This window comes from Natronorubrum amylolyticum (genome assembly GCF_052040145.1).
GTDB lineage: Archaea > Halobacteriota > Halobacteria > Halobacteriales > Natrialbaceae > Natronorubrum.
Map to the genome: position 1 here is coordinate 170,204 of NZ_JBPPFW010000001.1, position 15,494 is coordinate 185,697.

Sequence of the window (15,494 nt, forward strand, 5' to 3'; positions counted from 1 at the left end):
CCATGCCGCGTAGAACTGACGGGACACGCGACTAAATAGCTATATTCCGCATCGAGGACGGTTCAATAGCTGTGATTGTTCACACTGGCGGCTACTCGGCCATCGCGCAACGACAGCGACCGACGCGCCCGTCGATCGCACCGCGAACAATCAGTCGTCGACGAAGATGCCGTCCGGATCGAGGGCCTCGAGCGGGCCGACGCGGTCGCCGGCGGTCGCGTACTGGTAGAGGGCGGCGCGGACGATCATGCCGAGGACCTGTGCGACCACGATCGACGCGACAAGGAGCAGACCGCCGATCGCACCCATCGCGTACGCGGCGAGCCCGGATGCCGAAACGTAGGCTGCTGCGAGCAAGCAGATGCCGACGATACTCACCGGAAGCAGAGCCAGCCCGATTCCGAAGGCTGCGGTGATGCTCTCGCCCCATGTTCGAGAGAACGCCGCCCCGCTCTTTCGAAGGTCCGATCGAAGTGAGTCGGTTTGGTCGGTGACGATCACCGGAACGACGAAGAACGTCAGGAGTCCCCACGCCATATCGAACAGGGAGTGCGTAAGGGTTCCGACGCCGGGGACGTTGTCCTCGACGACGTAGAACGCGGTTCCGATCGTCGCGGAGACGAGGCCCCACGCGACGATCTTCCGACGGACCGCCCACGCGGCGGCTAGCCCCTCGCCGACCGTCGGCTCCTCGCCGGCGAAGTGACGCGTCGCGCAGTGGACGACCGCGGCGTTGAAGAAGATGCCGACGCCGGAGGCGATGGCGATCGCAACGAACATAACGCTATACTGGACGACGTTGCTCGTGAACACCGCACCGACGAGATCGTAGTGCAAGATCGCCACGGCGAGGGCTGCGTACGCGCTCCCGACGGCAGCGAGACTCAACAGGGGAAGGACGGCAAGTCGAGGACGCGCTCGAAACACCCCGAGGCTGGCGTCGATGACCCGAAGCCCGTGACGGAACCGTCCAGTCATATTCCACAGTATTCGGGCCGAATATATATTCCTGTTGGACTGTTGACTTTCGGGCAGGCGGATCGAGCTTGAAAAGCTGACTCGAGGCTATATACGTCCGTCTCCCCAATATTCCACCCAAATGTACGACAACGTGCTCATCCCGACGGACGGGAGCGACGGGACGCGCCAGTCGATCACCCACGGACTGACGATCGCGAAGCGGTTCGATGCGACGATCCACGCCCTGTCGATCGTTCCGGAGGGGCCGCTCGGGACGCTGCAGAACGATGCGGCGGCGCCCGCCGCCCACCGAGCAGTCGAACGCGTCGAGGTCGACGCCGAGCGAGCGGCCGTCGACGTCGAGACGGCGGTCGAACAGGGCGTCCCCCACGAGGAGATCCTCGGGTACGCCGACGAGAACGATATCGACATGATCGTGATGGGGACGCAGGGCCGGACCGGCCTCGATCGCGTGCTGGTCGGCAGCGTCACCGAACGGGTCGTCCGTATGGCCGATGTCCCTGTCGTCACCGTCCGCTTTACGGACGACATCCGAATCGAGGACGCCGACGAGGCCGACCGAATCGCTCGAGAAGCCCTCGCGGCCGAGACATCCGACGTCGACGCCGAGGCGATCACCTCGCTCGAGGAGCCACACCGGACCAGCGCGTCCTGGATCGTCCCGCTCGAGACCGACGCGGGAACCGCACACGTTCACGTCGACGCGTTGACTGGAGAGGCACGCGTCGCGAGACGCGAGTAGCCAACCGAGTACGCTTCTCGACTGCCGACAGTGTCTCGGCCAACGACCGATCGGTTCGTCCGAACGGATCGCCGATCGCGGACCCGTCCGATTTCGCCGCCGCTACCGTTGTTAACCGGAGACAACAGCAGGGTAACGTCATCCATCGAATATACGTTGGGAGCGACACGATCCAAATATCCGATTAGTGCGCACAACGGTACTCCCCCTTTTTGCTGTGATTCCGGGTTGACGACCGGTAGGAGGTTAGACACGTGAACAGACGAACGCTATTGAAAGGGGTTGCAGTAGGAAGTATCGTCCCGGCTACGAGTGTCGCTACGACACCGGCCGGTGCACAGGACGGCGGGACGCCGAGTGATGATTCGAACCCGGACGGCGCCGAACCGGACGACACCGCGCCCGAGCCGGACGAGGCTGATAACGGGCCTGTATCCGTTCGGATCGTCGAAATTCCGGAGGCAGTTACGGGTGGAGCGCTGCTCGACTGGACCGTCGAGGTCGAGAACCCGACGGACGAGCCGATCCGACCGACGATCGAGTACACCGTCGACGACGAGTCGCTGGGGACCGTGACGCTGACGGTCGATCCCGGCGAGACGGTACAGCCGACCGCCCCGAGCTACCAGACCGAGCCCGTCGCGACGGCGGACTCGGTGACGGTCCGGGTCGAGGCGAACGGCGATTCGGACGAGCGAACCGTTCAGATTCTTCCTACCCAGGAACTGGACGAGGCGCTTCAGTTCCCTGCGTCCGAACTCACCGTCGAACCGGAGACGACGGTTCACTTCGAGGTCGGGGCCGTCGATCCCGACGCGTCCCAGACGACCACGTGGTGGGTCGACGGCGAACAGGTCGGCGATACGTTCGCCGATCCGTGGCAGAGCACCTACTTCTTCGAACAGGACGCCCACTTCTGGCAGGAGACGTTCGAGACCCAGGGCACCTACGAGGTCGTCGCCGGTGTCGACGTCGACGGCGAGCAGTATCGGGCGAGTTGGACCGTCACCGTCGCGCCGGGGGGTCTCGCGGATCCCACTATCGAGGCCGCTCGTCCGGAAGCGGGCATCCTCGAGGTCGATCGCGAGGATCCGTCGCCGACAACGCTCGAGATCGACGTCGCCGATCCGGACGGCAACCTCGATCGGGTCGTCTGGTGGCTCACGCAGGCCGATACGATCCTCGGCGTGAGCGAGGTGTCGGGTGCCAGCGATACGGCGACGCTCACCGTCGACGACGGCCTGTGTCACACCTGCGTCGTCGTTCCGTGGGTGATCACCGGCGACGGGACGTTTACGTCCGAGTTCCTCTGGGAGGTCGACGACGTGGATGTCGATTTCGAGGAGCCGGACGACGAACCGAGCGAGCCCGATGACCCGACGGATCCGGACGACCCCGACGAACCGGTGAAAGAGCCGGAAAAACCTCGAGACGAGCCGAAGGGTTCTCGAGACAAACACGACGGGACTCGCGCTGATCCCGAGAAACCAGGCGACAAACACGACGAGTACGGACCCGACGGTGGGAAGCCTCGAGACGATCACACGAAGACGAAAGCGTCCGACTCCACCCCGGACGGCGACTGCTCGACCTGATCGGAGCCGGTACGATCGGCCGATCGGTTCCCGCATTCGTCGACTCCGCGCGGCGCCAGCAATGATAACGCAGTCACCGGCAGTAACGTCGTCGACGGCAGTCTCGACGAGCTTCCCTGCGTGTGGCAAACTCCGTGACAACGACTCGTCGCGGGCTTCGATATTGGCTCCCCCAGAAAGCACCACCTACATAATTGGGAACCAGAGCTATCAGTAGATCCGACGTTCATCGTAGTGACGAGGGTAGAACGCCAGTCGTTGCCACGAAGGGGGTTCGACTATGAGACATCGACCCTCGTCGATCGATCATCTCGTTCCAACGTCGGCCTTCGTCGGCCGACATTTCGGATACTACACCCGGTAGCGATCGCTGTCCGAGCGGCCGAGTATCACTCGAAACTGCGACGGTTGGCGCCCCCTCGCATCAGCTTCTGCCGCGCAGGGCAGTGGCGTCGAGCGGCCACCACTCTCGGTCGCGGATGGCGACGTGAATCTGTGCGATGATCCCCAGTAACGGCAGTTCTAACAGCGGCCCGATGACCAGCGCCAGCGGGATGAGCGGCTCGTTCGGAAACGCGACGACCGCGATCGCGAGGGCCGTCGGGGAGTTCCGCGAGAGGATCGTATTGTTGAAACAGACCAGCTCTTCGTAGGAGAACGACAGCAGTCGACCGACGCCGAAGCCGACGCCGAGATTGATCGCGTAGAAGGCAATCACGGGAACGGCAAGGAGGGCGAGGAGTTCGGGGTTTTCGAGGATCACCTCCCCCTGGGAGGCGAACATCGCCCCGATCGCGAGGCTCAGAAAGACGATCTGGATCGGGCTCAGTTTTGGGAGGAATCGCCCGGCAAACCACTCTCTCCCCTTCGTTCGCGTCAGCCCCCACCGAGCGAGCCCGCCGAGAACGAGCGGGACGACGAGCACGAGCACCACACTCTCCACCAGCACGCCCAGCGGTAGTTCGACCAGCGTGCCCGCGAACGCGTACAGATACACCGGAAGCAGTACCAGCTGCAGGACGAGATTGTACGGCAGGATTGAGGTCGCTAGCGGCACGTCGCCGTCGGCGATGTCGGTGAAGATGAGATACCAGTCCGTACACGGGGTGACCATGAGCATGATGAGGCCGACCCACAGCGCGGGATGGTCCCGGAGGAAGACGGCACCGAGGCCGACGGCCAACAGCGGACTCCAGATGAAATTTATCAGCAGACTCGAGCCGACGACGCGTCGATTCCCGAACGCATCACGGAGCCGCGACAGCGGAATGCCGGCGAACGCGGCGAACAGCATGACCATCAGAAACGGCAGAATGAGGCGGTCCGCGACGGCGGGGACGCCCGAGACCTGACCGAGCGCGAGTCCGACGGCGATGGCGACGAGAACGAACACCGTCTGATACTTCTCGACGACGTCCATCTGCGCAGTTCTTACGCGTGGAGCGTGCTAAGGCTGTGGTTTTGGTAAGGCTAGTGGCTCGAGGAGTCGGTATCGGCGGCCGGAGACAGTGGTCCCTGTTCCGGCGCTCGGTTTCGGTCTGGGCAATCGACGGATGTTCGATCGCTTCGCTCTTTCAGTTTGCAACGAAGATTCCGGCCGGGCGGGGATTTGAACCACGCCCGAGAACCTGCGCCTGCGGCGCAGAACCTCGGTCTGATTCAAATCCCCGCGTCTGCTCTGCGAACGCTCACGTCCGTTCGCGTTCAGCAGAGCCAGGGCGGGGATTTGAACCCCGGGAGTCTCGATTACAAGTCGAGTGCATGAACCACCCATGCTCCCCTGGCGCAACTGGCGATTAGCGATCCTCCTTTGAATGTGTATCGTTTTCCGACCGATCGTCGTCCCCGACTTCTCGCTTCATCGCGACCCGGTACGTGTCGTAGCCGTGTCGGTCGTAGAACCGGCGTGCGTCGTCGTTAGCCGCCATCACCTCGAGGATCACCGTCTCGGCCCCCTGCTCGGCGAGTTCGGCTTCGGCGGCCTCGAGCAGCGCCGTCCCGATCCCGAGATTCTGGTAGCCCGAATCGACGTAGATGTTCGAGAGGAGTCCGCGGGTCGTATCGAGGGCGAGCGAGCCGCGCTCGAGGGTGAACGAGGCAAAGCCGACGATCGCGCCACCGACGCGGGCGACGAGCAGGCCGTCGTTGACCTGGTGAGCCGCGAGGGTGTCCCGGATCATCTCGCGATTCGGGTCGGCGAGGACGGCGGAATCGTACTCGCGCTGGTCGCGGGCGAGTCGCACCCAGAGGTCCGCGACCGGTTCGATGTCGTCCTGAGCGGCGTATTCAATCGTCGGCTGGCTGTCGTTGGGTAGGTCCATTCTCGAGTGCCGTGACGGCGGGGAGCGGTTCCGCGGTGAGCATCCGCAGGGCGGCCCCGCCGCCGGTACTGACGTGAGAGAAGCCCTCGACACCGAGTCGGCGGAGCGCCGAAGCGGTGTCGCCGCCGCCGACGATGCTCGTCTCGACGTCGGTCGCCGCCTCGTAGAGCTGTCGTGTCCCTCGCGCGAACGCATCCTCCTCGAAGACGCCGGCGGGGCCGTTGAGAATCACCGTGCCCGCATCCTCGAGAAGTCGTTCGTAGTAGGCGAGCGTCGAACTCCCGATGTCCATCGCGGCTTCGTCGTTTTTGGGGGGCAGCGCGTTGACGCCGATCTCGTGTCGCTCGCCGTCGCGTTCGACGGCGACGTCCCGAGGGAGGGCGACGTGCTCGCCGTAGGCGTCGAGCAGATCGGCGGCGCGGTCGATCTCGTCCCAGTAGCCCTGATCGTAGATGAAGTCGGAACTGGCGTCGCCGAGGTCGACGCCGTCGGCGATGAGGAAGACGTTGCCGACGACGCCGGCGGTGAGGACGTGATCCGCGAGCCCCTTCTCGAGGACGGACCAGGCGACGTCGATCGAGTCGGTGACTTTCGCCCCGCCGAGGACGTAGACGCGGGGTTCGGGGGTCTCCTCGATCGATCCCAGCACGTCGAGTTCGGACTCCATCACGCGACCCGCGTAGCCGGGCAACACGGTCGGAAAGCCGACCAGCGAGGGCTGTGAGCGGTGGGCCGCGGCGAAGGCGTCGTTGACGTAGGCGTCGAGCACCGGTGCCAATCCTTCAACGAGGTGGGTCCGGGCGGCGCGTTCGGGTTCGAACTCCATGTACTCCTCGCTGTAGAAGCGGGTGTTCTCGAGGACGACGCAGTCGCCGTTGTCGAGGTCGTCGACGATCTCGCGAGCGGCGCCGCTGAACGTCACGTCCACGTAGTCGACGGGCTGGCCGAGCAGTTCCGAGAGTCGGTCGGCGTGGGACTCGAGGGAGACGAAGTCGTCGCCGCCGGGTCGTCCCTGATGGGCAAGGACGGCGACCCGGCCGCCGCGGTCGAGCAGTTCCGAGAGGGTATCGACGTGGGCACGCAGTCGGGCGTCGTCGGCGAGGGTACCGTCGTCGCCGATAGGACTGTTGATATCGACGCGGACGCCGACGGTGGTCCCTTCGACGGCCAGATCGTCGAGGGTATCGGTCATTATCGATCAGTCCACCGCGGCACCCGAAAGGTCTTTCCATCGGAGAAATCGCTGACGGTGATCATCTTCGCGGAACGGAACTGCGTCCGTGGATTCTGCCGACGGCGGGCGGCCATCGGAGCGTTCGAAATCCGCGCCGACACCACCCGCCCGAGAGCCACCTCGACTCAGACCGTTCGACAGTCCGCACAGACCAACTGGCCGTTCGCATCCCACAGCGCGTCCGCGAGCGAGCCGCAGGTCTCACAGACGCCCTGCGTCGTGTACTCGTCGCCGCCGTTGGCAACAAGCCGCGTCTCGAGTTCCTCGCTCGCCGCGGCAGCCGACTGCGGAGCGCGCTCGTCGGAGGCGGAGCCTTGGTTTTGCTCGATCGCAGCGTCACTCGAGCGAAGCGGAGTCATCGTCGCCTGAAACGAGCCGGCGGCGGCGATGACGTCGCGCTGGGTGACCAGCCCCAGCACGCCGTCCTCGTCCTCGACCACGACGTTGCGGATGTTCTCACGGGCCATCACGTCGGCCGCGTCAGTGAGCGATCGGTTCGGGTCGAAGGTGATGACCGGCGAACTCATCACGTCGCCGACGGTCGTCGCGTCCGGATCCTGCTCGTCGTCGACGACGCCGAGAACGTCCCACTCGGTCACGATACCGACCGGGTTCGCGCCGCGAACGACGAGGACGCAACTCGCTCGCTCTTCGCGCATAAGTCCCACAGCGCCGCGAACGGTGTCTGACTCGCTAACACCGACGTAATCGTTCGTCAGGATATCCCTGACCGACAGTTCCGATTCCATATGTGAACAATGACCATAGACGGGCTAAAAGCTACCTCCGCTACACTTAAGCAAATTCGTCTCGAAGGTTCGTAATTCGGCGTGCTGAAGCTTCTACCGGTCGGATTCCGAAACGGGGCTGACGGCGGAGTTCGGCCGGGTCACCACTCGAGTTCGACTCTGGTCCCGTCGGCGCGGCAGGTCTCGAGGGCGTGTTTCGCGGCGAAGCCGGCGTCGTGAGCGCTCTCGCCGCGGCCGACGCCGACCTGCAGTTCGACGTCGACGGCCTCTTGGACATGGTGGATGGCTTCCTCGTACTCGGCCTCGCCGAGGTCCGGACAGACGACGATGATGTTGTCGCCGCCGACGAAAAAGGAGAGGCTGTCGTGGGCGTAGCGCATGTGGCGCATGAGTTCGGCGTAGCCCTGTTCGATCTCGATGAACGTGTCGAAGGCGTTGAGTTCGTCGGTGTAGTTGCCGGTCGCGTCGACGACGTCGAAGTGAGCGATCTGGATGTCGTCGTCGGCCCGGTGGCCGTCCTCGACGACGCGGCCCTCGAGACACTCGCGTCGGTTCTTGTCCTGTGCGCTGCCGGCCTCCTGGACCAGTTCGGTCGCGTCCGCGAGCGCCTGGACGGGACTGGTTCCCGTCGCGACGCCGAGGCTGAGCGTCACGGGGTAGCGGTTGCCGACGGACTCCTGAAGGAGCGCGTGGTCCTCGAGGTCGAGACCGTTCGTGACGGCGACCATGTTGTCGAAGCGAGTGAAGAAGGTGTAGCCGTCTCGGTTGCCGACGAACTGAGAGATGTCGGCGTAGAGCCGGGACTGGAGCGTCTGGAGGTCTGCCTCCCGCCGCGGTTCGGGAGTGACGGTCCACGGCCCGTAGTTGTCGATCTGAACGAGCGTCACCTGCGTATTAGTCACGGTGAGAACCCCTTTCGAACGCCATCGTATAAGTGATACGTAATCCAGATTCGTGATGGGGGAGAAAAACGGAAGTCGGGGAACGCGAGCCGGGTGACCCGAGCCGACTCAGGCCGGTTTCTTCTCGGGATCCGACCCCTTCGGGTGGTACTCCCAGAAGTCACCGGCGCGCATCGCCGCACCGACGGCCTTGTGCATGTCGAGGATCGTCTCGAACTCCTCGGCTTCGACGTACTCGAAAATCTCCCGCATCGGGACGACTCGCTGGTAGTTGATCCGGATCGGATCGTCGCCGTGTTCCTCGACGAACTCGTCGCGGACCATCGGGAAGTCCTCTTCCTCGTCGACTTTGTCGGCGATGATTCGCATGTCGAACTTGCGCATCCCCTCGCTCCCCTGTTCACCGTCGGGATCGTGTGGCCAGTCCATACGTCGATGTGTGCGGGGACCCCGCAAAAGAGTTACTCTCTATCGTCGAGCCAGCGGCCGGACGGACGCGATGTTCGAGACGGGCACATCGACGAGCAATCCGTCCTCTCCGAGAGTCACTTTCTGAGACCGTCGTCGGATTGACAATCTCCTGAACAGAATCTTATTGTAGGTGGCTACCCGGGTTGGCGATAGTGAGTCGCTGGAAACGGGTGGTGTCCGCCATCGGGCCACAGCGTATCGTTCTCGCCTTCGGCGTGGCGTACGTAGCGATCGCGCTCGGACGGACGCTCGTCCGGACCAACTACGGCGAACGGCTCTCGAGCCTGCTTTCGATCTTCTTCCTCATCGGGGTGTTCGGCGTGATTCTCTGCTACGGCGGCTACAAGCTGCCCGAAACCGACATTCGCGAGGAGCTTACACCCTACGTCGCCGGTTGGTGTCTCGGCGGCTTCGTCGTGATGCTAACCATTCTGGGCCTCTACGAGGTGCTGGCCGAAGGCGGTATCTCCAATCCGGATCGCGCCATCCCCATCCTCACCTCGTTCAGCACGACCGCCGGCTTCGGCGTCGGCATCCACGACGCGCGAGCCAGAACGCGGGCCCACGAAGTCACGCAGCGGAACCGCGAACTCGAGGAGATCCAGCTCGAACTCGAGGAGACGGTCGACCGCTTAGAGGAGTCCAACGAACAGCTCGCGGCGTCGAACGAACGGCTCGAGCAATTCGCCTACGCGGCCAGCCACGACCTCCAGGAACCGCTCCGGATGGTCTCGAGCTATCTCCGGCTCATCGAGCGGCGAAACGGCAATCTCGACGACGAGAGCGAGGAGTTCCTCGAGTACGCGGTCGACGGCGCCGATCGAATGCGCAGCATGATCGAGGGACTGCTTCAGTACTCGCGCGTCGAGACGGCGGGACAACCGTTCGAAGAGGTGGCACTCGATTCCGTCTTCGACGACGTGCTCGAGGAACACTCCGTGAAGATCGAGGACTGCGACGGAACGGTGACCGTCGGCGACCTCCCTCGCGTCGAGGGCGACGAGGATCAGTTGCGCCAGGTGTTGGGGAACCTGCTTCGGAACGCACTCGAGTACAGCGGCGACGCGCCGCCGACGGTCCACGTCGACGCCGAGCGAAACGGCTCGTGCTGGATCGTTTCGGTTCGCGACGAGGGGATCGGGATCGAACCCGACGCACAGGAGCGGATCTTCGAGGTGTTCGAGCGGTTGCACGCTCGAGAGGAGTACGAGGGAACGGGACTCGGGCTGGCGCTCTGTGAACGCATCGTCGAGCGCCACGGCGTCCGGGCGAACAGCGTGGGGCCGGGCTCGACGGACGAGCGACGTGAGTCCGTCGGCGGCGAGATCTGGGTCGACTCCGAACCGGGCGAGGGGGCGACGTTTTCGTTTTCACTGCCGGCGAGTGGGACCGAAACGTCGTCGTAAGGGAGTTCGCGATCCGTTCAGTTCTCGATTGCGTCGAGATACTCGTCGATGATCTCGGATTTGCGGTGGTGTTCGTGCATGTGGGATCGGACGTGATCCCGGTGTTCGCAGTCCGCTCCGCACAGCGGGCAGGTTGTTATCGACCCCATGTGGTGGAGTAACAGTCGAGCGTATATGACGACACCTCCAACGCTGTGCGATGGTACTCGCGTCGTCCGCAACTGTGCGGTTCGCGCTCCTCGGATTCGAGTAGGGTGCTCGGACTCGAGCGACAGCGAACGGACGAGTCTCGAGACCACGTCGGTTCGATACCGCCGCATCAATCGTTTTCTATCACTCTTTGGTAGATATATGGCGATAAAAGTCAACAATTAGACTGGAAGCCGCGCTCCGCGAGGAGGTACCGAAATGCCCCGGTTGGTGATGACACCCGAGACGTGGCTTCCAAACGAGCGGTTTGCAAGCCATGATTACGTACATTCTGTCGGGATTTGACATCCTCCCCGCCCTGAAGGGCGAGGATTCCCGACCGCGTTGGGATGTTACGGTTCGCGGTTAGCAACTTGTTCTCGTGGGGCGAAACAGCCCTCACTACGGTCGAACAGGTGAACCGCTGGCTGTGCCAACCAGCCGTTATCCCTATCGCCGCCATCCGTGGCGAGACTCGGGAGTACCTTTTGCCGAATGTTCTCCGCGCCGTTCACGTCCGCGTTCGCAACTGTACCACATTTTTCACACACGTACAACCCGCGTTCAACGCGCTGATTGTCGTCTGTGTGGCCGCACGCCGAACACGACTTGGACGTGTTGCGTTCCGAGACCAACTCCATGTCGATGCTCTCGGCTTCCGCCTTGTAGTCGAGTAGCGTCGTGATGCGGTCGAACGCCCACCCGTACAAGTCGAGATTGCCGTGGTCGCCCCAATTCCGAGGTTCGCCGTTCTCGTCGTCTTCTCGGATACCGCCGAGGTCGCCCACGACAAGCGTCCCTACACCTCGTTCGATACACTCCTCGACAATTGATTTCGAGAGTGCGTGCAAGAAGTGCGTCCGACGACTCGTTCGTTTTCCGTCAAGACGAGTGGCTTCACGAGACGAGGAATCGTCGCATTTGGCTTTCTGTTTCGTGAAGTAGTATTCGTCTTCTTTGAGTGCACCACCGGGGTACAACACGGATTCACCGCCGAACGAGACAGCGGCGAAGTTGCAGATCCCGAGGTCAACACCAGCCACTTCATCTCCCGGCGGCTCCGGGTCGATAGCGGTGCGACAGACGAATTGAAGTCGCCACTCGCCGCGTTTGTAGATTGCACGAACCTGTTGAATGTCCCATTCGGTTAGGTCCACGTCCGGGCGGGTCTGATACTCGCACAGGATGAAGTCCGAACGGTGTTCTTTGAGGTTGCGTCCTTTCGAGAGGCGGACACGGGTGAACTGTGCGTCGTGTTTGAAGCCAGCCGTTTTGAACGACACGGTTGAACGCGGGTGGGAGTCTCCGTTTTTACGGTAGCCGGGCGGTTGGGCACGGTCATCGCCGTTCTGACGCTTGCCGAACCAGCTGTTGAACGCTTCAGCGAGTTCTTCGAGAACGCGCTGACTGGATTGAGAATGTAAGTCCGTGTAGCGTTCGTGGCTTTTGAGTTCGGATTTGAGTTCCCCGTCATCGGGAATCTCGCCCGTTTCGTCCCACCGTTCTTGTGCGTAGTAGCGACCGACGTTCCAAAGTTTTGAGGCGGCCCATCCGAGTTGGTTGAGGTCATCACAAACCTGTTGGTGGTTCGTAATCGTGGCCTCGAATGTTCGGACGGTTCGACTCATTTCTATCTTCATAACTGGTTATGAACGCCGTTCTGTTAATAGTGTCGGTTGACGTGAATATCCCGCCGTGTAGTCAGCGGTGGTTGGCGTCATACAGTGACGGCGCGTATCCCGCCCTAAAGGGCGAGGTTTTGCGCTTGTTCATCGCATAAACGTCCCGAACGGCAGTCGCACCGATATCGACCAGTAGCGGTGACTGTGGGCCGGTGGTCCTTGTGGGGGTGAACGACGATCTCGAGGATGCTGAACGCGAGTCCCCGTTGTTCCCCGAGTGTCCCCGCTGTGGCTCCGCAATCGTCGCGACGACGGTGGTTGGACCGACCGAAGGGACGGCCTCACCCTGTGGCTGTCGGGTGATTCCGGCGGTGCTCGAGTTCGAGTAGTACGGAATCGCCTCGAGTTGAGGACGAGGTAGCTGACCGATATTCTCGCTTTTCGGACGGACGATCGAGATATCGAAATAGACGGCCTGTGACTGAAGAACAGTCGTATACCAGTTCGTGGCTTCGTATGTCTCTCCCCCTTACCGGTCGCTCGTGCAACAGGATTTATACGACGGTACTGTCTCGAGGCAAGCAATGACGTCTGGGGAACGCGGGTCGTCCGATGATTCTATCGCTCCTGATCCGACCGTCTATCAGGTGCCAGTGAAAGCGTCGGCTGACGAGCCGATCCGATCGAATTTCGAGCGGACCGTCATCGACGGCGTTCGTCGGAACCGACTCGAGCAGTTCTGTGAGATTCCGGTCGACCACGAGTCGCTTCGGGTATGGGGGAACACCGAATCAACGGCAGCCGACGCTGGCGATTACCTCCTGTTTGCGGATCGTGACGGACGCCGCGGAGGCGACTACACGCTGTTAGCCCGGGTCGCTCATGCGACGATTCTGGATTCGGAGACGGCAACCGCGTTCACACAGACGATCGGCTGGGGAGAGGATCCGAACGATGCGTACCCTCACGTGATGTTCCTCGATCCGATCTACGAGGCCCGACTCGACCGCGAGACGTTCTGGAACACGCTCGGGTTCAAAGGCTGGCCGAACGACACGTTCAGCGGTATCAACTTCGATCGGCGCGGATCGACGTTCTTCTCGGCATACGATTCGCTTCCGGACTTCATCGAGGAAATCCGCGGCGAGAAAATCTATCCAATTGGATCGAGCGACGCGGACGACCAAATCGACCCAGCCGACGAATACCGGACTCTCGAGGCCGCGATCACCGACGTTCGGGCCAGACTCGAGGCATCCCCGAGGGATCCGGCGTGGCTCGAGCGTCGCCTCGGGGACGTGCTCGTCACGGAGTGGTCGAGGGCCCTCGAGGGATTCAAACCGTCCGGTACCGTCTCGGAACGGACCGCCGCGACGTTCGACCAACTCCGGGACGTCTACGAATCCCTCGGACCCGAACTCGAGGAGGTTGCCGCGGATCTCGGTGTCGGATCGCACCGCTCGTTCTCGCCGGCGAAGATGCTGTTTCTCTGCTGGGTGCGGATTCTTCAGGCCGAGATCGGTGACGTCGGCGCACCGTTGAGTCAACCTCGGTTGAATAGCATTCTCCGCGAGACGTACACGGTCGAAGACGAGACGAAAACGGACGTTCAACCGACGCAGGTCGACCACGCGGTTGTCTCCCACATTCGAGAGACCGAACCGACCGTCTACGCGTTCACCGCGCCGGCTGACTACTGGCTCACGACTGTCGAGTACGGGGCGGTCTCGTTCCACGATGAACACCGTGACCGCTGGGCGGGACTCTCGGATGGCGACGTCGTCGTACTCCACGCTCGAGCGGAACCCGGTGACGACGATCTCGCTTCTCAGTCGGGCGGTATCATCGGCGTTGGAATCCTCGGTAAACGGTTCGAGAAGGACGAACCGTGGTGGCGTGACGAACACGAGCACGGTGAGATGCAGTCGCTGGTCGCGTCGTTCGACCGACTCTTTCTCACGGGGTCGATCGACGAGATCGATACGTCCCAGTCGATCGCCGAGAAACCGGTCGAGACGACCGACCGCGAAGCCGCCGCGCTGACGAGCAATTCCCTTCCGATCGCGCAGGCGGACGAGATTTGCGTCGAGGCATCAGGAACCGGGTTCCCGACCCAGTCGATGCACGCGACGTTTCGGACCGACGACGGAGGCATCGATCGAGACCGACCGCTCGCGCTCGTCGCGGCGATGGTCGATGCGTTGACCGAGGTTTCGACGGTCAACATCCACAAACCGTACCGAGGCACGATTTCGGCAGATACGCTCGAGGGGCTCTATTTTCCGGAGGATCAGGGAGAACGGATACTCGAGCAGATCGAGACCGCGTTACGCTCCGGGAAACACGTGCTCCTGACGGGACCGCCGGGGACGGGCAAGACGGAGATCGCCGGCCGGATCTGTGCGGCGCTCGCGGACGACTATCCGACTCTGTACTCGGGATACGAGACGACGACAGCGACGGCCGACTGGTCGACGTTCGATACTGTCGGCGGCTACATGCCGAACGAGTCGGAAGGCGGCGACGACAACCTCGCGTTCACGCCCGGCATCGTGCTCAACCGTCTCAAAGACTCGCAGACGGGTGCTCAGTCGAACGAGTTGATCGTCATCGACGAACTGAACCGTGCCGATATCGACAAGGCGTTCGGACAACTCTTTACGCTTCTCTCCGGTCAGTCCGTCCAGCTTCCCTACACCAAAGACGGACGGGAGGTCGAACTTACGACGACAGCCGACCGCTCGGGGTCGGCCGGTCCGGCCGACCACCAGTATCTCGTCCCCGACTCGTGGCGGATCTTCGCGACGATGAACACCTACGACAAGACATCGCTCTACGAGATGAGCTACGCGTTCATGCGACGGTTCGCGTTCGTTCGGGTGCCGGCACCCGAACTTCCCGAGGGACAAACCAGGAACGCGGAAATTCGGCTGGAACGACTCGTCCACGAGTACGCGGACGCGTGGGAACTGGACCTCGATCGGGACGTAGCGATGGCTGTCGGTCGCGTTTGGCGGAAGACGAACCACGCCGTCGACGAGCGATCGATCGGCCCGGCGATCATCGAGGACCTTCTCCGGTATGTGACCCAACATCCCGAATCGGAACTCGAGTACCACCTCACACAGGCGGTCGTCAGCTACGTGTTCCCGCAACTCGAGGGCGTCCCGAAACGCCGGAAGATCGTCCGCGAGATCGCTGCTGTCGAGGAAATCGACGACGCGCTACTCGAGCGAGCGGCCGGCGAAATGCTGCACGTGACGCTGACGGAGAGCGAGTAGG

14 protein-coding genes and 1 tRNA gene are annotated in these 15,494 nt (G+C 62.7%); 5 read left to right on the forward strand and 10 right to left on the reverse strand.

What is annotated here, in order from left to right:
* Window positions 1-150: 150 nt before the first annotated feature.
* On the reverse strand, window positions 151-978 hold the full coding sequence (locus ACSFDB_RS00850; RefSeq protein ID WP_440769175.1) for a DUF6159 family protein: 828 nt from the start codon (window positions 976-978) through the stop codon (window positions 151-153).
* Window positions 979-1,099: 121 nt separating this feature from the next.
* On the opposite strand from ACSFDB_RS00850, the gene ACSFDB_RS00855 reads away from it, so the two are divergent.
* Window positions 1,100-1,723, forward strand: coding sequence for a universal stress protein (locus ACSFDB_RS00855; protein ID WP_440769176.1), 624 nt, complete (start codon window positions 1,100-1,102; stop codon window positions 1,721-1,723).
* A gap of 254 nt (window positions 1,724-1,977) precedes the next feature.
* Complete coding sequence (locus ACSFDB_RS00860) at window positions 1,978-3,318, forward strand: hypothetical protein (RefSeq protein ID WP_440769177.1); 1,341 nt, start codon at window positions 1,978-1,980, stop codon at window positions 3,316-3,318.
* Between the two features lie 424 nt (window positions 3,319-3,742).
* Here ACSFDB_RS00860 and ACSFDB_RS00865 read toward each other — a convergent pair whose 3' ends face one another.
* From ACSFDB_RS00865 to ACSFDB_RS00895, 7 genes are all read right to left on the reverse strand, one after another.
* Window positions 3,743-4,738 (reverse strand): arsenic resistance protein, encoded by a 996-nt coding sequence (locus ACSFDB_RS00865; RefSeq protein ID WP_440769178.1) that lies wholly within the window; start codon window positions 4,736-4,738, stop codon window positions 3,743-3,745.
* A gap of 291 nt (window positions 4,739-5,029) precedes the next feature.
* Window positions 5,030-5,103: transfer RNA gene (locus ACSFDB_RS00870), tRNA-Thr, on the reverse strand.
* A gap of 11 nt (window positions 5,104-5,114) precedes the next feature.
* Window positions 5,115-5,639, reverse strand: a complete 525-nt coding sequence (locus ACSFDB_RS00875; protein ID WP_440769179.1) for a GNAT family N-acetyltransferase — start codon at window positions 5,637-5,639, stop codon at window positions 5,115-5,117.
* Entirely contained in the window at window positions 5,605-6,831 is a 1,227-nt protein-coding gene (locus tag ACSFDB_RS00880) for a phosphoglycerate kinase (RefSeq protein WP_440769180.1), read from the reverse strand. Before ACSFDB_RS00880 ends, ACSFDB_RS00875 begins: the two co-directional genes overlap by 35 nt.
* A gap of 167 nt (window positions 6,832-6,998) precedes the next feature.
* Window positions 6,999-7,622: a CBS domain-containing protein gene (locus ACSFDB_RS00885; RefSeq protein ID WP_440769181.1), complete on the reverse strand. Its 624-nt coding sequence runs from the start codon at window positions 7,620-7,622 to the stop codon at window positions 6,999-7,001.
* Window positions 7,623-7,762: 140 nt separating this feature from the next.
* Window positions 7,763-8,524: a GTP cyclohydrolase III gene (locus tag ACSFDB_RS00890; RefSeq protein ID WP_440769182.1), complete on the reverse strand. Its 762-nt coding sequence runs from the start codon at window positions 8,522-8,524 to the stop codon at window positions 7,763-7,765.
* A gap of 108 nt (window positions 8,525-8,632) precedes the next feature.
* Window positions 8,633-8,953, reverse strand: a complete 321-nt coding sequence (locus ACSFDB_RS00895; protein ID WP_090307098.1) for a DUF5785 family protein — start codon at window positions 8,951-8,953, stop codon at window positions 8,633-8,635.
* 194 nt (window positions 8,954-9,147) lie between these two features.
* On the opposite strand from ACSFDB_RS00895, the gene ACSFDB_RS00900 reads away from it, so the two are divergent.
* Window positions 9,148-10,401, forward strand: a complete 1,254-nt coding sequence (locus tag ACSFDB_RS00900; RefSeq protein WP_440769183.1) for an ATP-binding protein — start codon at window positions 9,148-9,150, stop codon at window positions 10,399-10,401.
* Window positions 10,402-10,418: 17 nt separating this feature from the next.
* Here ACSFDB_RS00900 and ACSFDB_RS00905 read toward each other — a convergent pair whose 3' ends face one another.
* Entirely contained in the window at window positions 10,419-10,550 is a 132-nt protein-coding gene (locus ACSFDB_RS00905) for a hypothetical protein (protein WP_440769184.1), read from the reverse strand.
* 393 nt (window positions 10,551-10,943) lie between these two features.
* A complete protein-coding gene (locus ACSFDB_RS00910) occupies window positions 10,944-12,218 on the reverse strand; it encodes an RNA-guided endonuclease InsQ/TnpB family protein (protein ID WP_440770163.1) in 1,275 nt (424 codons plus the stop codon).
* A gap of 215 nt (window positions 12,219-12,433) precedes the next feature.
* Between ACSFDB_RS00910 and ACSFDB_RS00915 the strand changes: the two genes are divergently transcribed.
* Window positions 12,434-12,601, forward strand: a complete 168-nt coding sequence (locus ACSFDB_RS00915) for a hypothetical protein (RefSeq protein ID WP_440769185.1) — start codon at window positions 12,434-12,436, stop codon at window positions 12,599-12,601.
* 195 nt (window positions 12,602-12,796) lie between these two features.
* Window positions 12,797-15,493, forward strand: a complete 2,697-nt coding sequence (locus ACSFDB_RS00920; RefSeq protein ID WP_440769186.1) for an AAA family ATPase — start codon at window positions 12,797-12,799, stop codon at window positions 15,491-15,493.
* Window position 15,494: the final 1 nt, after the last annotated feature.